The organism is Microcoleus vaginatus PCC 9802 (genome assembly GCA_022701275.1).
GTDB classification, from domain to species: Bacteria; Cyanobacteriota; Cyanobacteriia; order Cyanobacteriales; family Microcoleaceae; genus Microcoleus; species Microcoleus vaginatus_A.
On sequence record CP031740.1, the window covers coordinates 587,010 to 606,182 of the forward strand.

At 46.6% G+C, this 19,173-nt stretch carries 14 protein-coding genes; 2 read left to right on the forward strand and 12 right to left on the reverse strand.

From position 1 onward, the window contains the following. Positions 1 to 79 precede the first annotated feature (79 nt). The 6 genes from wcaI to D0A34_02440 all read right to left on the reverse strand — a co-directional run bounded on the left by wcaI (position 80) and on the right by D0A34_02440 (position 6,908). On the reverse strand, positions 80 to 1,348 hold the full coding sequence (gene wcaI / locus D0A34_02415) for a colanic acid biosynthesis glycosyltransferase WcaI (GenBank protein ID UNU17866.1): 1,269 nt from the start codon (positions 1,346 to 1,348) through the stop codon (positions 80 to 82). Positions 1,349 to 1,509: 161 nt separating this feature from the next. Next, positions 1,510 to 1,947, reverse strand: coding sequence for an ATP-binding protein (locus D0A34_02420; GenBank protein UNU17867.1), 438 nt, complete (start codon positions 1,945 to 1,947; stop codon positions 1,510 to 1,512). Positions 1,948 to 2,494: 547 nt separating this feature from the next. Next, positions 2,495 to 3,493 carry an STAS domain-containing protein gene (locus D0A34_02425; protein UNU17868.1) on the reverse strand — a complete coding sequence of 333 codons (999 nt, stop codon included), beginning with the start codon at positions 3,491 to 3,493 and terminating at the stop codon, positions 2,495 to 2,497. A 373-nt stretch (positions 3,494 to 3,866) separates the two neighbouring features. Further along, the gene (locus tag D0A34_02430) at positions 3,867 to 4,535 is read right to left on the reverse strand and encodes a DUF3318 domain-containing protein (protein UNU17869.1); all 669 of its coding nucleotides are present in this window, start codon (positions 4,533 to 4,535) and stop codon (positions 3,867 to 3,869) included. A gap of 1,061 nt (positions 4,536 to 5,596) precedes the next feature. After that, positions 5,597 to 5,830 carry a hypothetical protein gene (locus D0A34_02435; GenBank protein UNU17870.1) on the reverse strand — a complete coding sequence of 78 codons (234 nt, stop codon included), beginning with the start codon at positions 5,828 to 5,830 and terminating at the stop codon, positions 5,597 to 5,599. Between the two features lie 22 nt (positions 5,831 to 5,852). Further along, complete coding sequence (locus D0A34_02440; protein ID UNU17871.1) at positions 5,853 to 6,908, reverse strand: hypothetical protein; 1,056 nt, start codon at positions 6,906 to 6,908, stop codon at positions 5,853 to 5,855. A gap of 211 nt (positions 6,909 to 7,119) precedes the next feature. Between D0A34_02440 and D0A34_02445 the strand changes: the two genes are divergently transcribed. Beyond that, positions 7,120 to 7,968 (forward strand): hypothetical protein, encoded by an 849-nt coding sequence (locus D0A34_02445; GenBank protein ID UNU22134.1) that lies wholly within the window; start codon positions 7,120 to 7,122, stop codon positions 7,966 to 7,968. 166 nt (positions 7,969 to 8,134) lie between these two features. Here the strand turns inward: D0A34_02445 and D0A34_02450 are convergent, their stop codons facing one another. The 6 genes from D0A34_02450 to D0A34_02475 all read right to left on the reverse strand — a co-directional run bounded on the left by D0A34_02450 (position 8,135) and on the right by D0A34_02475 (position 16,336). Continuing rightward, a complete protein-coding gene (locus D0A34_02450) occupies positions 8,135 to 8,836 on the reverse strand; it encodes a hypothetical protein (GenBank protein ID UNU17872.1) in 702 nt (233 codons plus the stop codon). Positions 8,837 to 8,949: 113 nt separating this feature from the next. Then, positions 8,950 to 10,350: a ferredoxin:protochlorophyllide reductase (ATP-dependent) subunit N gene (locus D0A34_02455; protein UNU22135.1), complete on the reverse strand. Its 1,401-nt coding sequence runs from the start codon at positions 10,348 to 10,350 to the stop codon at positions 8,950 to 8,952. After that, positions 10,340 to 10,636: a hypothetical protein gene (locus tag D0A34_02460; protein ID UNU17873.1), complete on the reverse strand. Its 297-nt coding sequence runs from the start codon at positions 10,634 to 10,636 to the stop codon at positions 10,340 to 10,342. The genes D0A34_02455 and D0A34_02460 overlap by 11 nt, the downstream gene beginning before the upstream one ends. Positions 10,637 to 10,834: 198 nt before the next feature. Then, the gene (locus D0A34_02465; GenBank protein UNU17874.1) at positions 10,835 to 12,388 is read right to left on the reverse strand and encodes a hypothetical protein; all 1,554 of its coding nucleotides are present in this window, start codon (positions 12,386 to 12,388) and stop codon (positions 10,835 to 10,837) included. 34 nt (positions 12,389 to 12,422) lie between these two features. Next, positions 12,423 to 13,289, reverse strand: a complete 867-nt coding sequence (locus D0A34_02470) for a ferredoxin:protochlorophyllide reductase (ATP-dependent) iron-sulfur ATP-binding protein (protein ID UNU17875.1) — start codon at positions 13,287 to 13,289, stop codon at positions 12,423 to 12,425. Between the two features lie 941 nt (positions 13,290 to 14,230). Then, positions 14,231 to 16,336: a CBS domain-containing protein gene (locus D0A34_02475; protein UNU22136.1), complete on the reverse strand. Its 2,106-nt coding sequence runs from the start codon at positions 16,334 to 16,336 to the stop codon at positions 14,231 to 14,233. A gap of 206 nt (positions 16,337 to 16,542) precedes the next feature. On the opposite strand from D0A34_02475, the gene D0A34_02480 reads away from it, so the two are divergent. Further along, complete coding sequence (locus D0A34_02480) at positions 16,543 to 19,104, forward strand: PhoD-like phosphatase (GenBank protein ID UNU17876.1); 2,562 nt, start codon at positions 16,543 to 16,545, stop codon at positions 19,102 to 19,104. The last annotated feature ends 69 nt before the right edge of the window (positions 19,105 to 19,173 follow it).

Below are 19,173 nucleotides of genomic sequence, written 5' to 3' on the forward strand. Positions count from 1 at the left end.
GCTGTTTTACACCCATCTTACTAATTTTATCTTGTCCCCTGGATCTATTTCATTTACCGGAGCGATCGCCCAACTGCGATCATTTCGGCAAAGGCTCCAAGATTTTCTCAGCATGACTCGCTGCCACCGCCGCAAATAAAGCTTCATAATGATTCAAAGCTTCCTCAAATCCGTAATTCTCCACAGCATAATTCCTGCCTTGCTCGCCCAACGCATCCACCTTAGCGGGGTGCAAGTACAAATCCTCAACAGCCTCAGCCAAAGCCTGCGGATCTTCCGGCGCTACCACCACGCCACCACCGCTTTGCTGCACTGCTTTCTGGGCCGTACCGGTTTCGGGAACCGAAGCCAAAATTGCCCGACCGCTGGCGAGAATTACTTGAATTTTTGAAGGCATATTGAAGTTAGTAACGCGGCGCTTTTGTACGACTAAACTAACATCAGCAGCAGCTAACAATTCGGGCAATTTTTCTCGCGGTTCAAATGGTAGCAGGATTACATTATTAGCTTTGTAAGTTTCGCAATCTTGTTGCAAGCGCGCTAGTGCTGTTGATTCCCCCACAATTACAAAAGCGATTTCGGGTATGTGTTTCAAACGAGCCGCTGCTTGGACAACTGTTTGCAAGCCTTGAGTGAGGGCAATATTGCCAGCATAGAGAACGACAAATTTGCCCTTGAGTTTGTGAGTTTCTCGAAATGAGTTACTTTCCTTGGGTAAGGGGCGAATGAAATTGACATCAACCCAATTGGGCACGCAAACTATTTTTTCCGGGGGTACTCCCTGAGAGTGCAATTTTTTGATAAAACCGCTGTCGATGACACTGACTTGGCTGGCTGTGCAGTATGCCAATTTTTCCAAAGCGTCAGCAATGCGAACTAGCAGTCCGTTTTTTTTGACCAAGCCGACGCGCACGGCTGCTTCTGAGACGATATCCTGAACGTTGAGGACGATCGGGCAAGCGCGAATCCAGCCGTAAAAGGCGACTGGGACGCAAATCGGTAAAGGGGGCATTGTCGAGAAAATCACGTCGGGACGCCAGCCTCTGAAGGCTTGGACGGCGCTGGAGACGACAAAACTGCCGTCTAGCAAAAGTCGGTCTAGGAGGGTGGGGTGGGGGCCGTTGACGCGCAGATAGCTGCGCTGAATTGTGACGCCGTTGTGTTCTTCGGTGAGGTAAAATTTGCCCTCATATTGCGGATAAATCCGGCGCTGCGGATAGTTGGGCATTCCGGTGACGACTCGGACTTGGTGGCCGCGCTTGACTAGGCCTTGCGCTAGTTCTGTCATCAGAGGGGCAATGCCGATCGGCTCTGGATAATAGTTATAGGAATAAATTAGAATACGCATACTATTTATTTTGAAGCAAATAGTCCAGCAGCCGCGTGCATCGAGCCTGCACCCGCAGAATTGCAGAGGATGTGGTTGGGTTCCGGGTAGGACAATAGGGGGCGAGGGGATCTTCCACTCCTGGCGAAAGAAGCCGCCCTGACCGGGCGGGTATCGCGCCCTCAGGTAATGTTTTTTCGCATTACCAGGCAGTTGCGGCGATCGTCGGTACGGATATAGCGAAGATCGTCTGTGAGCTTGTACATGAACACCAGTCCCCTTTCTCCTTCTCTGTCCAAAGGATCGCGCTGCTCTTGCATGATCGAGTGCAGCTTTGCTTCTAAGTTGAAGGGTTGACCCCTGTCCCAAATCCTAATTTCTAAATAATCGGCAAACACTTTTACCTCAATGTCTATGGGCGTCGCCGGGGGCAAGTTCTGGTGAGCGTGGCGGACAGCGTTTGTAAAGCCTTCGTTGATTATCAGTCGGCACTGCCACCAGAAATCCGCTGGTATCATGGGCAAAACGATATTCTCCAACCATTCCAAAATGGATGTTAAAGCATTCAGGTCTGTTTCAACCTGCAGGTGCCACTCGGCCTTTGGTTGCTTGTCTTTCATCTTTCTTCCCCCTGGTCGGCCCCCACCACCGCTGTACTCAGCGGCGGAGGGAGAGAAAAAGGAGGGCAAGGTCTTGGCAACATATTAGTTAAGTCAAGCTTGAGTTGAAGAAGCCCGTTTTGCCTCAAGGTGAGCATTCCTTTCGCACCATTTACTCGCACAGCAAATGAGAGACTTCCGATACTGTAACCCGCCTCGGTTGGGCGTTTAAATAGGGAAAATTCCCGAGTCAGCTTGCGAGGAAGTGATTTAAGCTTCGACCGTGTTAGCAGTCGGTACTTTTCTAAACACAGGTGAGTTCTTCTCGTCCTCGAAAATCATGCTGGGATCATTCGAGTATGACCTCGAACTCGCCAATTGCTAATTATTAATGCTCTGATTGCAGAGCTGGCAACTAGCTGTGCATTTTCTGGGCGTGTGAATTTTAACACTTAATGCTAACGTAGGTATCGCTAGCGATCATCTGCTTGACTAAGTATCGAGTTCGAGTTCCCCCCTCCCGTCGGCAACAGCACCTCAAAGTTGAGCGGTGGGTTGTTGAGGGTTCCTACACAGCGCCACTATTTTTGTTAAACAGGACTGTTACAGTTTTGACAATTAGTTTGAGGTCATACACCAGGCTCCAGTTTTGTTGGTATTTTAAATCTAAACGGATGACATCTTCAAAATCGCGGACTTGAGAGCGACCGTTGACTTGCCATTCGCCTGTCATCCCTGGTTTGACATCCAAACGCTGCCACTGAGGGACTTCGTAACGCTCAACTTCGTCTGGGGTAGGCGGTCTAGTGCCAACTAGACTCATTTCGCCTTTGAGCACGTTCCAAAACTGCGGCAGTTCGTCGAGGCTGGTTTTGCGTAAGATGCGCCCGACTTTGGTAATCCGCGGGTCGTTGTCATTTTTGAAAAATGCGCCAGAAGCCTGGTTTTTGATTTGGGCTTTCATGGCTTCGGCGTTGGTACACATCGATCGAAATTTCCAAATCCGAAATTGTCTGCCCATCCAGCCACAGCGGGTTTGACCGAAAAATATCGGGCCTGGATCGTTGATAGTGATAGCTGCAGCTATGGGTACGAGCAAAATTCCTGTAATTATCAAACCGACGATTGCCCCAACGATATCTATCAGCCGCTTCACCCACGATTGCACTGAGGGGTGCGTCATCGGTAGCTGATTGTCCGACGGGTTGTTCTCTGTGGGAGTTGAGGTTGCAGAGGGCTGCTCGATCGTCAGCACTTGATCTAGGCTGGTGAGAGCAAATACTGCCATCACCTGCGGCTTGAGGCTTCGGAGCACCAAGTCGCTATCCCGCTGTTTGGCAAATTTCAGATTGCTGACTAAAGCACCGATCCCGCTACTGTCGATGAATGTCGTCTGACTGAAGTCTAGGACAATCTTGCTGGGAACGGTGCTGCCCGAAAAAAGTTGCTGGCAGGTTGTCTTGAAGTTTACGGCTTCAAGTACGCTCAAGCGCACGGGTATGTGAACTGAGGGAATCTCGTCCGAGTACGTTACCCGAAAATCTGCCTCTGGGGTTTGACTGACCATGAAGTCCTGGTTTCAAATTTCAAGCTGATGTCTTTAGCCTATTCTGTCCTAGCAGCTCCTCCTTATGCTAGCTTTATACAAACTTTATAAAAACGCCTGCCAACTCGCCCGCCGAGAATGATATCAAAGGCAAAAATAGACTTGAGTCTAACAGTGCCAGTTTTGACCCAAAGATTTTTGAACGCAGTCGCTGCCAAACTTTGACATCGGAATCAAGATTTTTGTGGATTCAGGCCGATTAATCTTGTCGCTCATAATTTTCGTGCCTGTCTTGCACCGGATAGCCATCGCAGTTAACAGTTAACAGCTAACACAGAAGTCAACAGTTAACGGTTAACTGGAAAACCCCCGTAACCAGCGTCGGGGGATGAGGTTAAGAATTGTAGACGTTTTCTGACTGGGATGTTTCGCGGGTGATGGGTTTGACTTTGGCCTTGGCTTTGGCTGCATTGCGTTTGAGGGCCTGGAGACGAGCTTCGTATTTAGCCCGCTGCTGTTTTTTTGAGGTTTGCTCGATTAAGGTTTTTAAGGCGCTGCCAAGGCTTTTGTAGGCGTTTGGGAGAGTGTAGCCGAAGCGGGTGGCGAGGGCGAGGGCTTTTTCGTCAGCGTCTACTGCTTCTTTTAAACTTTTCTCTCCGTTATTTTTTTGGAAAAGTCTCCAGCCGGAGACGCCGCACAGGGATAGGGCCAGTAACAGCAGCAAGCCGTCTTGCACCCAAAGTTCACCGACGGCGCCGCCTAAACCAATGGCGAGGGCTGCCATTTCCCAACCGTCTCTGGGAATGGTGTCGTTTTGGATTCTGGCGACTTCGTGCCAAAATAGGAGGTTCCGCTGATCGATTGCTAGCTGTTCCCAGCGGATCAGGTCTATTTGGATTTCTACCTGGTCTTTGCCTATTTCTTCGCTGCGGATCAGGGTAGGATTAACTTCTATTGTTTTTTCTACTGTTACCCAACTTTGGAGTTCTGGGGGCAGTATGTTTTTCAAGCGCCGGATCTCACTCATCTCGGCTCTTGCTGTAGAGGTTGCATAGGATGTCATAGCTCCGGCCTATTGATTTTGCAAAGGTTAATATCTGTCTATTTCTGGAGTATAGCAAACCTTTAATCAAAATCTAGTCGAGTAACGGGGGTCGAGCGACCAATACTTGCAATTTTACTCTCTGGGGGCGATCGCAACTGCCTGGTAGATCCTTGACTTTAGACTATTTCATAAACTGTTCGATTTGTTGCCACAATTTAGACAAAGCAGACCAAACTTCCTACTTAGAAGTTATGCCTTTTTGTACTAAAACACCTCCGTCCCATACTTCAGCAATTCCGTACACACCTCGCAGTAGAGATTCATCGGTAAAACGCACCGCCCCCCAACTCTACCTCGGTCAATCGGAGCTTTTAATTTCTTATGCTGTAAATGCCACAAGTCCAGAAAGTCCTAATCGACAGCAACAGTTTTTTCGTCTTTCTCTATAAACTGCATCACTTATAAACAAATTATTTTCTGGCTGGTCAAAAGCTGAGAAACTCTAGCCACTCTCAATCATTTGTACAATAGAATAATATTTCGTTCACCTTAGTAAAATTGAATGTTATCAAGATAAAAATTTAAATAATTTCTTAATTAGGTTAAAATTAGGCAAATCAAATAACAGCATATAACAAGCTTCTTACCTTATATCCTTATATGCTCATGCTTTTTGCATAATTTTCCTCTGAGCTATAAGAAGCAAATAAAAAACAATTTATTGGGAATTTGGACGGTGATTTACCCTCGTTTTACCTTTTAACAAGCTGCTGCATTTTTTGACCTTGAGGATAGCTAGCACCCTCCCCTTTCAAGAAAGCTTCTGTTAGACATCAAGTGTTTTTCTAGTTTTGATATATTCCGCTTTTCGCGTTGAGATAGCCACACGATGCGGAGAACGGTTCCTTTGTTAAATAGCTTTTTTAACGATATTTTAATGTCGTGATTCCCAGCGAAGTATTTTCTGTGAGTGTGTGCAATAAAACTTGTTTCAACGTTTACTTTTTTAAAAGTAGCGACTAAATTAGTGTAATAGGAGTCTAACAGCTTGTTTTATGTTCCATTTCGGGATATCTTTTTTATGGTAAATAAAGTTGTGCAACTCTTCTTTTTGTCCCAAAATCCTCTCTTTTTTTGCCTTGTTTAAAATTCATTTTTTTCTCTTTTTTTGCTACATGAGCGCGATCGCCCACAGTCGGGTGTTCGATCGCGCACAGTAGCGAGTCGGAGCGCGCGCTGCTGGCACTAACTACTGGTCTACCCCCTTTTTTTCTTGCAGTGGATCTTACCAATTTCCGGGGATTTACACACATCATTCAGACGCGACTTTAATGATTAAAGTGACTTGAGAAGACCACTTTCTAACTGATAAATTGCTGCCATGATTCCGCTTTCAGGATTTGTAAGCAGGGACTTTTTGACATCTTTCAAGTATTCTACAATGTGTTCCCGCAAAATTGGTCTTTCTACTGTGACTGTGTGATTATAATCCCACAAATCCCAGATGATAATCCCGATCCCGACAATCGGGTCGATTAAACTTACTCCCAACTGACTAGCCACTGTACCGCCTGTTTTTGTGGCTACCTTGGCGGCGGCTTTGCTGGCAACTTTTGCGGTAACTTTACTACCAACTTTAGCTGCGACTCCCAAAATTAAGGGTTTAGCAACCAAGTAACCGCTACCACCAACTAATACTTTTAATGATAAATTCGAGACGTTTCCTTTGTCGCTAATTGTGGTAGCAATATCGTTCAGATATTTGTCCCACTGTACCTGCGGTATGCTATAATTGTTTTGAACTACTTTCACATTTTTGCTAACTTCTGATATGTACAAATTAGCAGTATCTTGAGTAATTAATTGAAAGCGCAGTTGAGCGTTTTTTGGCACCAGCACGCGGTTAGCAAATTCTCTTTGAAAGTCTTCGGTTAATTTTTCGGAAACAGCACGAGATGCTGCTGTCATATCAAATCTGTTGAGTACGGCAGATTTCACGAAATTAAAAGGGACGGTAAACTCCATCTTTTTTTGGTTGAAGTAATCGAAATACCAATCGAGGAAACTATTGTCTACTCGTGCAATTACTTCGGTTTCCCATTTGTCCAACTCTTTTGAGGCGAAAGTTTCGGCTGTTGTATGGGATTGTTGGATAGCGTTTTTAATGTCTTGGTTGACTTTGCTAAAATCGTGTGGCGGCGACACTACAACTGCTGTCGTTCGCGTATTTGTTAGTGACTGGGAAATTAGAAAGTTACCTAATAGGGGAATGATGACTACTAAAATTACGATCGTCCAAATCATCGGTGTCACAGTTTTGATAAACTGACCGATAACTCTGAGACGTTCTGTTTTCTCTGAATAGCTAATTTCTTCCTTGTCTTGACTCATGGCGGTTTCTCAACTGATGAGAGTGGGGCTAGTTTCGATTATAGGCGATCGTACCTGCGATCGTGTTAGGGCCGTGTGGCCTGAGATTCTGGAAAAGTTGGGGAAAAGTCCGCGTGAGCGAAGCTACCCCAAAGGGAATCGCCAGTTTTTAATTCTTGACTGCATAGAAATTAAAGTGGTACTATTTTTGAATATATTTCAAGCTGTTAATATGACCTTAGATCCTTTGCGCCACAAGCTAGCAGCCATAAATCAAGCTTTATCTGCCCTTTCAGCAGAAACCTGCACGGCGCCCGGATGCAATCAAGCAGTTTCAAAACTTGGTCACAAATTATGCTACGAACATTGGAAAGCTAACAACGCTCCACCCGTGTCACCGCCCAAACCTAAACCCCAACAATCCTCTTCCCCCTCACTTCTGTCCGCTACCACCATCAGCGAGAAACTAGAAATATCAAAGCACAAAGTCAACCCAATTTTAGCAGAGTTAGGATTAGTAAACAAAGAGCGCAACGGCTGGGTAGCCACTAAGCGGGGAATAGGTTTTGGGGCGGTGCAAAAAACCTACCCTCAAGACAACACTCCTTATGTGCTTTGGCCGGAATCTATACTGACCAATCAAGTTTTTATGGTGACTATTGAGAGTCTTAAAGGCGAGAATTCAGAACAGAGCAAAACAGAAGTAAACACAAAGCTAGGGTTCCGCGAGAAGTTTCGGGCGAGTGCACAGCATCGAACAACTGACGGTCATTTTGTGCGGTCTAAAGCTGAAGTTTTGATTGATAATTGGCTCTATATGGCGGAGCTAGTTCACGCCTATGAACGCCGACTCCCCATAGAGGAAGAAGCTTACTGTGACTTTTATATTCCTGGGGGAAAGGTGTATATTGAATACTGGGGATATGAGAACAACCAGGAGTATCTGGCGCGTAAGAAAGTGAAGCAAGAACTATATCAGAAGTACGAACTAAACCTGATTGAGTTAACAGATGAACACATCAAGAATTTGGATGATTATTTGCCTAGAATGTTATTAAAATTTGGCGTAATTGTAAATTGAGTGAAAAGTACGAGCGCACTTTTCATCCGCGTTAATCTCTGTTAATCCGACTATCTATCACAGCTTTCCATGACTTACGCAGTGATAACGATTTTTTGTCATTGTGAGCGATAGCGAAGAATCTCAAGGTCTGATACTACCGTTACAATGCGTAATTCCTGTTTCATTAGGGGGTTGTACTTATATCTAATAAGTTATTGTAATCCTCTGTGATCTCTAGGGGAGGAATTTCAATATTTAAAAGAGACATATAACGATGACATATTGCTCTCGCCTCATCGATCAGTTTTTGCAAGTCATCTTTTTCAAGCCTAGTCATCTCTTCAGGCATTGGCGGGAGCGCGTTTTCATCTTCCTCATTTTCTAATGGATTCCTGGTTTTTTTCAAAACCTCTAAAAGTTTTTCATATTTAAAAAGTTCTTTCTTGTCATAGTGAGCTATTGCTTTGTCTCTATGATTAAAAAGTATTTCTTTCAATCCATCTAGATTCTGATCATAATCTTTGTCACCCCCTTTTTTATCTTGGAATTTAATTTGGTCTTTCTTTAATTGTTTTGTGTCTAACTTACCTATTTCCGGAGATTTTTTTTCCCAGTATTTATAATTACTCTCAACAATCTTTAAAATTTTGGGAACGCTTACAGCATCTTTATGTGAGTCATATACTTGACACAAATATAATACACACAGGTCGCGAAATCCCGTGGCAGTCCTCGTCCAGAAATGAGGTGCTTTAGCGTATTTTTCTGGCGTACTACTCAAACCATAAAATAAATCATAAGCTACCGACCAATAGTATTGAGCCTCCGATAGCCTAACATCAATAGAGTTAACCATATCACCAAATTTTTCTTTTTCAACTGTCATTTTGATAGCCTTTTATTGATTAAGTTATAAAGTAGGGTAGGCATTACCTACCCCACTTATATAATAATTAGCGCTTTTTACAACAGTGAAACCGGAAGTAGATGAGCTAGAGATTAAACCTGAGCCTCATTCTTCACCAAATTACCCCAACCCAAATCCTTCAGCGAATTATTCCGGCGCAACGGACGAGTCACCAACTCCAAAATATCCCGCGCATTACCAAAGCCGTGAATCTGAGCAAAAGTAAACTCAACAGACCACTTAGTATTAATTCCCCGCGCTTCCAAAGGATTAGCGTGAGCCATACCAGTAATCACCAAGTCAATATTCTGCTCGTAAATCCGCTGCAACTGATTGTAATTGTCCGGTTTCTCCACAATCCGAGGAGTAGGAACTCCCATCTCGTGACAAGTTTTTTCTAACAAAGCCAATTCGGCCGCCTGATAGCGCTTGTCCATGTAAGGAATGCCGATTTCCGGGCAAGTCATGCCGCAGCGAATCAAGAAACGTGCTAAAGAAATCTCTAGCAAATTGTCCCCCATAAAGAAGACAGATTTGCCGCGAATTATTTGCAGGTAATCTTCCAAACCAGCCCAAATTTGCGCTTCCCGTTCGTCCAAACCTTTTGGTTCAATTCCTAACACTGAGCAAATCTTTTCAATCCAAGCCCGAGTTCCGTCAGGGCCGATGGGGAACGGAGCACCAATTAGCTTACACTTGCGACGGCGCATCAACGTAGAAGCAGTACGCGACAAGAACGGATTCATGCCCGATACATAATAACCTTCTTCCAAGACTGGCAATTCAGTGTAGCGCTTGGAAGGAAGCCAACCGGAAACTTTGATTCCTTGCTTCTTCAATTCTAGAGTTAGCTGAGTAACAACCGGATCGGGCAAAGAACCGAAAAGTACCAGCGGTGTGTGCTTGACATATTCCGATTCATCTGCTGCAACTTCCTCTTTTTTCTTGCCGAAATTCAGCAGTTGAGAGATAGCATTTCTTTCTTGCTTCTGAGCTTCTACAACAGGAGCTTTGTCAGGGCATTTAGCAGCCATCGCGGCTAAAACGGTATCTTCCCCTTGAGTAAAAGCGTAATCCAAGCCGTTAGCACGGGCTGTGACGATGGGAATGCCAATTTCTGCTTCGAGTTTCGGTGCTAACCCTTCCAAATCCATTTTGATGATTTCGGTGGTGCAAGTACCGATCCAAACAATTACACTCGGGTTACGATCGCGCTTAATTTGCAAGCACAGCCGCTTCAACTCATCATAATCGTTTAACTGAGCGGAAATATCGCCCTCTTCCAACTCAGCCATCGCATAGCGAGGCTCAGCAAAAATCATCACGCCCATTGCGTTTTGCAAGAAATAGCCGCAAGTCTTGGTACCGATGACCAAGAAAAAGCTATCTTCAATTTTTTGATAAAGCCAAGCTACGCAGCTAATCGGACAAAAAGTGTGATAATTGCCCGTTTCGCATTCAAAGTTTAAAGCTTCCGGTTCATTAGTAGTAATAGCAGTCATATCTCAAATATTCTCCCTTTAAATTGTTTTTCGTCTCGAACAGGACTTGCGGCGGAGCGAGGAAACACCTGGATTTTGCGATCATCTCGGTGCGATCGCCCAGGAGAGGAATAGGTTGTTTTTCCTCTCGATCACGAACAGACGCAGTGGCGAGAAAACACCTGTTTTGCGCGATCGCGACGCACAGCGAACAATAAATAGAAATACCTATTTTTGGGCTAATTCCTCTGAAAAATAGATGCAGGCCACTCAATATTTCCGCAGCCGCAGCATCCAAAATTTGAGCTAAAAAATTCTGCGCGAGGGCCTATAATCCCTCACAGCAGGGATTTAGTTTTCTTCAACTCGCTAAGGCAAAAAGCCTTTTGGCAGTTGTGAGTTGGAGCTAATTAAAAATTAACAACTCGCAACTCACAACTCACAAATAGAGCGGGAAGCTTCAAGACTCGAACAGATGCGGGCGATCGCAACAACCTCACTTAAAATCCGACAAAAAGCCCGAAATTTCTTCATCCTCATCGTCGGAATCCAAATCACCGAGACCTAGAGCATCTAAATCATCTTCATCGGGATCTCCGGTAGTTGCTTCCCCCAGATCGTCGAGTCCGAGATCGTCGAGGTCATCGTCATCAGATACAGAGAAATCGTCAATACCGTCATCGTCCAAGTCGCCCAGATCCATGTCTAGGTCATCTGAGGTCGCTGTCCCAAAAGGATCGGGTATTTCTTCGGCGACAAACTCTGCATCTTCTTCCCCAAACGGATCGGAAATCCCCGCTTCGAGATCTCCAGAGGTCAAAGTCCCAAATTGTGAGGCTTCTTCTTCCTCGTCATCGCCGAGGTCGAGACCGCCCAAAGCCGAGGCTTCTTCTTCCTCGTCATCGCCGAGGTCGAAACCGTCCAAAGCCGAGGCTTCTTCTTCCTCGTCATCGCCGAGGTCGAGACCGCCTAAAGCCGAGGCTTCTTCCTCATCGTCGTCCATGTCAAAATCAGATACGGCATCTTCCTCGTCGTCGCCGAGGTCGAAGTCAGATACGGCGTCTTCCTCATCGTCACCCATATCGAAGTCAGATACGGCGTCTTCCTCATCGTCGCCGAGGTCGAGACCGTCCAAAGCCGAGGCTTCTTCCTCATCGTCGTCCAGGTCGAAGTCGGAGACTGCTTCTTCCTCATCGTCGTCCAGGTCGAAGTCGGAGACTGCTTCTTCCTCGTCGTCGTCCAGGTCGAAGTCGGAGACTGCTTCTTCCTCATCATCGCCCAGGTCGAAGTCGGAGACTGCTTCTTCCTCGTCATCGCCCAGGTCGAAGTCGGAGACTGCTTCTTCCTCGTCATCGCCCAGGTCGAAGTCGGAGACTGCTTCTTCCTCAAACTCATCGAAGGATTCGTCGTCGGAGCTCAGTGCTGACGCAGCAGCAGCCAGACCGGCGGCTCCGGCGACTCCGGCGACTACTCCGGCTGCTGCTAAGGCCGCACCGCCCAATTTATTAGATTTGGCATCAGCGGGTGCAGCAGTTGCAGTTTGAGCTGCTGCGGGTGCAGCAGTTGCAGTTTGAGCAGCAGCAGGTGCAGCAGTTGCAGTTTGAGCTGCTGCGGGTGCAGCACTTGCAGTTTGAGCCGCTGCGGGTGCAGTTTGAGCCGCTGCGGGTGCAGCAGTTGCAGTTTGAGCTGCTGCGGGTGCAGCACTTGCAGTTTGAGCCGCTGCGGGTGTTGGAGATGTGCCGGCCGTCTGCGGCGCGATATTTGAGGGCATACCCAGCGCTAGGTCCGGGTCAAAATTTAGCCCCAAAACTTCGATCAGGCTGTCTGCATCCGGCTTGAGTTTTGAGAAGGGCAGCATTAATTGCTGGAGTTCCGGCTCCAGGGCAGCCGCAATTCCCAGGATGAGGTAAGAAACCGGCCTTTTCCCGCCGTCGGGTGTGGCGACCGTGTTGTCAGCCGTCATGTGCAGGAGCAGCCAAGCCCGATTTACCTGGTAGTAGTCCAACCACTTCTGTTTGAGAGCAACTGAAAAAGTATCAAAAAAAGCCATAACCTCTTTATCCTCATCCTGATCGCTAGACCTATTAAACCATCATCAGGTCTAGCTCATCTTCCTCCTTCTTGACCACCGGTTGCACTGGATTTAGATAAAAATCTGAAAGTAAGGCGAATAATTCGCGATCGGGCGTGTCGTTGGGCACTACTCCTTCGGGCATTGCCAAAATCTGGTCAGCGATGTTGAGGTAGTAATCGCAGACGTAGTTGAGGGAAGGATCGCTTTCGGCCATCTCAAACAATGTTTTGCCTTTGACGCGAGAAACGCGGATGTCTTCAATCAGGGGCAGCACTTCCAGCACGGGCATCGGTACAGAGTCAATGTACTTGTCGATCAAGTCGCGCTTTGAGGTGCGGTTGCCAATTAAACCGGCGAGCCGCAACGGGTGAGTGCGGGCTTTTTCGCGGACTGAGGCGGCGATGCGGTTGGCTGCAAATAAAGCGTCGAACCCGTTGTCGGTAACAATCATGCAGTAATCGGCGTAGTTCAAGGGGGCTGCAAAACCGCCGCACACTACGTCACCGAGCACGTCGAACAGAATGATGTCGTATTCGTCGAAGGCATTGAGCTCTTTGAGGAGCTTGACGGTTTCACCGACTACATAGCCGCCGCAGCCAGCTCCTGCGGGAGGGCCACCTGCTTCTACGCAGTCAACGCCGCCGTAGCCTTTGTATATGACATCTTCGGGCCAAACGTCTTCGTAGTGATAGTCCTTTTGCTGAAGGGTGTCAATAATTGTGGGGATCAAGAACCCAGTGAGGGTAAATGTGCTGTCGTGCTTTGGATCGCAACCGATTTGCAAAACTTTCTTGCCGCGCTTGGCTAGGGCAACGGAGATGTTGCAGCTTGTTGTCGATTTGCCAATTCCACCTTTTCCGTAAACTGCGAGTTTCACTCTTTGTTCTCCTATAAATTTCTATCAAAACGATGAGGGCTGGGTTTTCATGCTTTTTTCGATCGCCCAATTGCAATAGCCCAATTGCAATTCCCTTACTGTCAGTCGATTTGAGATTTCAGATTTGAGATTAAAGAATGAACTCCACAGATGAATCTGGGGCTTCTCTCTAACTAAAATTTTCGATCTCGACGACTTTTGTTTGGGGCTTCTATCCTTCTTTGGGTTAGGCCAATTTTGGAGTCCGCCCTTAGTCACCTCGTTGAAAGCATTATTAGCTAACTTGCGATGAAAAGAAAGGGGGCGTCTAAATGAAAATGCTAGTAAATTTGTTTATTTTGCACCTCTGAGAATCTTAACTGGTTTTTTGACATAAAAATCTATTTTTATAATTTTTTTAGCTTTTAAATTGATTTTAGAATACTTTCTTAATATAAAGAGGTACAAAAATAAAACAAAAATTAACTTCTCAAACAATCTGGGCTTTTGGCTTTGGGGCTAGGATGCAGGCAGTTGAGGGCTTGTGCGGGTAACTGGAACGGTCATAAAGGCGCTAGTGGATGAGGCAAACTCGAAGTGAGTTCGCATCAGTTGGGTCAGGGGAGGCCAAAGTTATGGGATTTTAGATTTTAGATTTTAGATTTTAGATTGGGAAAGATTGACTTTGCTTGGGTTTCTGGTGTTTTGTAAAAAATTGTGAATTTTTAGGAAATGGGGGGAGTCGGAGAGTGGGGGAGTGAGTCGGGAAGAGGGAGAGTGGATGGGGAGAGTGGAGGAGTGGGAGAATATCATGTCTTCCCCATGACTACTGATACCAGTTGAAAAAAAGAATGCAACTGTACGCCCGTGATCCCAACCCCGGGCTTCATGAGTCATTTCCCATCCTTAAATTGTTCAATCTAAAATCTAAAATCTAAAATCTAAAATCGTATGACTGCTGACTAATGACCACTGACTATCGGAATCTCGATCGCAAATTCAGTGCCCCGTCCAGCTTCCGAAACGCAGTCGAGCCGCCCCCCGTGCTGTTCGACGACTAAATGGTAAGAAATCGACAGTCCCAACCCAGTGCCCTTGCCGACTGGTTTGGTAGTAAAAAACGGGTCAAATAATTGGCGGCGAATCTCCTCCGGTATGCCCCGCCCGTTGTCGGAAATGCGGATCGCCACAAAATCGCCGCCAACAACTTCAGTGCGAATTGTAATTGTGGGAACAGTCAATGGAGAACTAGGATGTGACAGGGCTGAATTTTTCGCATTTCTCGTCGCCCATTCCCCTTTCTGGATTTCTTCATCCAAAGCATCAATAGCATTGCCGATAATATTCATGAACACCTGATTGATCTGACCGGCACAGCACTCGATGTGGGGCAAATTGCCATATTCTTTAATAATCTGGATAGCTGGATGTCCGCCGTGGGCTTTGAGCCGGTGCTGCAAAATCAACAAAGTGGTTTCGAGTCCCTCGTGAATGTCAACGAGCTTGATGTTAGATTGATCCGATCGCGAAAAATTACGCATCGACACAACTATTTGGCGGATGCGCTCGGTTCCTACTTGCATAGAAGACACTAGCTTAGATAAGTCTTCTACCAAAAAATCGATTTCCATCTCTGCTGCTGCTTCCCGAATTTCCGAGACTGGTTCGGGATAGTGCTGCTGGTAAAGTCCCAAAAGTTGGAGCAATTCTTTGATGTAGTGGCTGGCGTGGGAAAGGTTGCCGTAGATAAAATTAACAGGATTGTTAATTTCATGAGCGATACCGGCAATCATTTGTCCCAAAGAAGACATTTTTTCGGTTTGCACTAATTGAGTTTGAGTTTGCTGCAACTTTCGCACAGTTTGCTCTAATTGCTGCGCTTGATTTTTCAAGCAAGTTTGCTTTCGCCGCAGCACTTCTTCGACTCGCTGGCGCTTGATAATATCGCGTCTCAACAATTCATTGGATTCTAAAAGTTGAGCGGTGCGTTCTTCAACTTGTTTTTTTAAGTCGTCGTGAGCTTGGCGCAGGGCTTCTTGGGCCCGCTGCCGCTCTAAAATTTCTTGCTGCAAAAGTTCGTTGGCTTTCTGCAATTGGGCGGCTCGATCGTCCACTGCTTGCTGCAAAAGCTCGATCGTCCCATACATTTCAGATTGGTTAAAAACTTGGGGCAAACTTGTCTGAGAGACAACGCCCAAAAGTTCTCCCTGGCTGCCAACTACTACCAAACGGCGGACGCAGTGCCGCTGCATGGACTGGTGGACACTCCAGAGGGAATCGGCGGGAGATATGCAAAATAAAGGCGCACTCATGGCCCTTGCTGCCGGGATTTCCGAGAGGTTTAATTCGAGGGCGTGAAACTGCACGATGTCGCGCTCGGTGACAATGCCGATCGGAATTTTATAATTTTGTGTTGGTGCGATCGCCAGCTCTGGATGCTGAGTTTGCTCTTTGACAATGACGACGGAACTAACTCGATGCTTGACCATGAGCTGGGCTAAATCGAGGGCTGAGGCAGTTGTTGGGGCAGAAATGACTTCTTTCGTCATGACATCTGCTGCACAGCGCAAATTGGTTAGCAAGTTAATCGGTTGCAGGGCTTCGTGAATGGCTTCGCGGGTGATGATGCCGAGAAGTCGCGAGTCCTCGTCCACTACGGGCAAATGCCGGATCTGGTGCTGGCGCAACGTGAACATAGCTGTGAAAATATCTTGAGACTCGGATTGTTTGAGGGTAATGGGCGATGGAGTCATTACGTCAGCAATTGTCAGTCCGACTGTACAAGCTGCCACGGTAGTTAGCTTGACGATATCCCGTTCTGTAAAAATGCCGATCGGTCGATTATCTTCCACGACTAAGACGCAACTGCGCTTGGCTGCGCTAGCAACAGCCTTTTGTTTTTCGCCACAAAGCTGACAGGAGACGCGCATCGGGTTCATGAGAGCCAACACCTGGGCGATCGGGGTTTCTGGAGCGACGGTGAGGGGGTGGCGGTCGATCGCCCGATCTAAAGGTGAGGAGTAGAGCGCTTGGCTGTTGGGCCGTCCCGCGGGTTCTGATGATTTAATTGCTGGCAACTGGGGGGCTGAATTTACGAAATGCTGTAATTTTTGTTCTTGGAGCATGGTTGATTATTAATTTTACTTAATGAATTGTTACAATTTTGCAGACTTAGGTTGGCAGACTTAGCATTAATTAAGCGGGTGATAGATGCTCGATCGCCTAAAATCTGATTGCTAGAACACTCTTATTTAATTTTTATTTTTTAAATCCTATGTCGTGGACTCCCTTAAGTCATCGAATTCATCACTTGCCGCTGATCCTTGCGGGTCCGATTTTGCGCCGGACTGAAAGTCGGGCCGTGACAGTTTGGCTGGCGCTGAAAGCACCCCGCAAAGTCGAACTCAAGGTTTATTCGACTGAGGGCGGAATCGGCGAAATTGTGGATCGACCATTGCTCCAAGGTGCGAGATCTACCGTGCAGCTCGGCAAATACCTGCACGTAGTGGCGGTGACTGCTAAACCAATTAATAGCAATGTCTTGACATCCGGGCAAATTTATGCTTACGACATAGAGTTTGCTGGGAATCGCGAGTCGCCGTCGGGGGTTGCAGTCCCAGAAAATGAGAAAGAAAATCTCATTTCTTCTCTGTGGCCTGCTTCTCCTGATTTGTCGGCTTTGGGACGGGAGGCGATCGGTTATTTCGCTCACCAGTTGCCGACTTTTGCCCTGCCGCCGAAGGATTTAAACTATTTGCGTATCGTTCACGGTTCTTGTCGCAAGCCCCACGGAGACGGCAGAGATGCGCTGCCAATCTTGGATAATTCGATCGAACAGTTTGCAGGTACAGCAAATAGCAGGCCCCACCAACTGTTTTTAACCGGTGACCAAATTTACGGCGACGACGTTGCCGATGCGATGCTGTGGGCTTTGACGGACGCTGGCGATACACTGTTGGGCTGGGAAGAAAGTCTACCCCTGATGGATGATGCCCAAATTAAAAAGAATTTGTGTATCAGTATACCTAAAAATTCGGAAAACGAAAATGCAGTTGGCCAAGAGAGGGAAATTTTGAGAGAGTCCCCTCTTCAGAAACTCTCTGAGGCTGATGAGTATCAGTACAAAAAACCAATTCAGTTACAGCCGGGGACTCGCAGCGATATTGCCAGAGATTTTGCCGGCTTTACGGGGATGTTGGTGAATAAACCGGACAAGGCTAAAAGTCACTTGTTTAGCTTGGGCGAATATTATGCGATGTATTTGTTAGTTTGGTCACCGATACTTTGGTGCGCGCGTTTTCCGAAGGGTAAGGATATTTGTCCAAATTCTAAGCAGGCAAAAGTCTGGGATAGAGAAGTTGTTGAACTTGACGGTTTTGCCCGCAATTTGTGGAGGGTGAGGAGGGCGCTAGCGAATATTCCTACTTATATGATTTGCGACGACCATGATGTTAGCGACGATTTGTATTTGAATCGAGAGTGGTGTTACCGGGTGCTGGGGAAGCCGCTGGGACGGCGGGTGGTGCAGAATGCTTTGCTGGCTTACGCTGTGTTTCAGGCTTGGGGAAATACGCCCGCACAGTTCGATCGCGAAAAACCGGGAGATAAATTATTAAAAGCTGCTGAAAAATGGTCGGAGTCGGCGGGAACTGATGTTTCTGCTTGGGAGGATGCCGCTTCGTATGTGGGAATTCCAGGACTCGATCCGAAAACTCATTTGCCTAAGTTGAAATTAGATGAAGATGTTTTTATTTTGGATCGAGATGACCAGGGTGTAAATGAGGTTTTGAATTGGCATTTTACTGTGAGAAGTTTTAAGCACGAGGTAATTGTGCTGGATACGCGGACTTGGCGGGGGTATCCGGTGGAAAGCCCGATCGATCCGCCGATGCTTTTGACTCACAAAGGTTTTGAGGAGCAAATTCAGCAACCTTTGAAGGAGACGGATTTGCTGAATAAAACTGGGGAGTTTGAGATTGAGGCGACGCTGGTGGTTGTGCCGACAAATTTGGTGGGTTTGTGGATTATTGATGCGGTGCAAAAGTGGGATGTTGCACAGGGGAAGGTTTTTAGTAGTGATGCGGGGGATGCTTGGAATTTTCATGAGTTAGCTTTTGTGAAGCTGTTGGTGGAATTTTTTAAACAGCGCGATCGGGTGATTGTGTTGACGGGGGATATTCACTATGCTGCTGCTGTGCGGCTGAGTTATTGGTATGATTGTCATTTTGGCGATTCTCGACCGAATATTGAGCCTTTGAGGGGGGCGAATTATAAGTCAAGTTGTCAATATTCTGTGCTGGCGCAGTTGACTGCTAGTGCTTTTATCAATGAGGAGTGGACAACGCATTTAGTTCATACTAAGATTAAGTCGCTGCTTCCTGAGCGATCGCACCAATGTTTGGGATGGAATGAGCCGCTGGAATTAATGAATATTTCGAGGATGACCAGAAAGAAAGCTGTGGCGGCTGGTTTCAAAAATAGACAATCTATGCCTGACTGGGGCTATCAAATTGACTGGATTAAACGGCAAAGAGCTCGGGTGTTTTTGCAAGAAGAAAAGGGAACTCCGTCAAGTAGATCGCATAAAAATAAACAATTGCCACTGCTGCATAGGTTGTGGAATTTTATATCGCTGTTGTGGCGCAATCGCTGGCTGCAAGAGGGTGATGAGATTGTGGGATATAGCAATATTGCGATCGTCAGTTTTCAGTGGCCTGCGGATGGTGATGGGGAGAAGGCGGTGATGCAAAATGTTTATTGGCGACCGCTTTGGGAGCCGGATAGTGTGGTTTACAGTCAATATTTTGTGCCGCTGGGATTGGATGAGGATGATTAGATTACCGATTTCTTGAAGAAGTCGGGGATTTGGATATTGGTACAATATTGTGATGAGTTGGTGGCAGTT

Coding starts and splice junctions, on each gene's coding strand:
- wcaI (UNU17866.1), bottom strand. CDS start 1,348: ATGCGTATTCTAATTTATTCCTATAACTATTATCCAGAGCCGATCGGC.
- D0A34_02420 (UNU17867.1), bottom strand. CDS start 1,947: ATGAAAGACAAGCAACCAAAGGCCGAGTGGCACCTGCAGGTTGAAACA.
- D0A34_02425 (UNU17868.1), bottom strand. CDS start 3,493: ATGGTCAGTCAAACCCCAGAGGCAGATTTTCGGGTAACGTACTCGGAC.
- D0A34_02430 (UNU17869.1), bottom strand. CDS start 4,535: ATGACATCCTATGCAACCTCTACAGCAAGAGCCGAGATGAGTGAGATC.
- D0A34_02435 (UNU17870.1), bottom strand. CDS start 5,830: ATGTGTGTAAATCCCCGGAAATTGGTAAGATCCACTGCAAGAAAAAAA.
- D0A34_02440 (UNU17871.1), bottom strand. CDS start 6,908: ATGAGTCAAGACAAGGAAGAAATTAGCTATTCAGAGAAAACAGAACGT.
- D0A34_02445 (UNU22134.1), top strand. CDS start 7,120: ATGACCTTAGATCCTTTGCGCCACAAGCTAGCAGCCATAAATCAAGCT.
- D0A34_02450 (UNU17872.1), bottom strand. CDS start 8,836: ATGACAGTTGAAAAAGAAAAATTTGGTGATATGGTTAACTCTATTGAT.
- D0A34_02465 (UNU17874.1), bottom strand. CDS start 12,388: ATGGCTTTTTTTGATACTTTTTCAGTTGCTCTCAAACAGAAGTGGTTG.
- D0A34_02480 (UNU17876.1), top strand. CDS start 16,543: ATGTCGTGGACTCCCTTAAGTCATCGAATTCATCACTTGCCGCTGATC.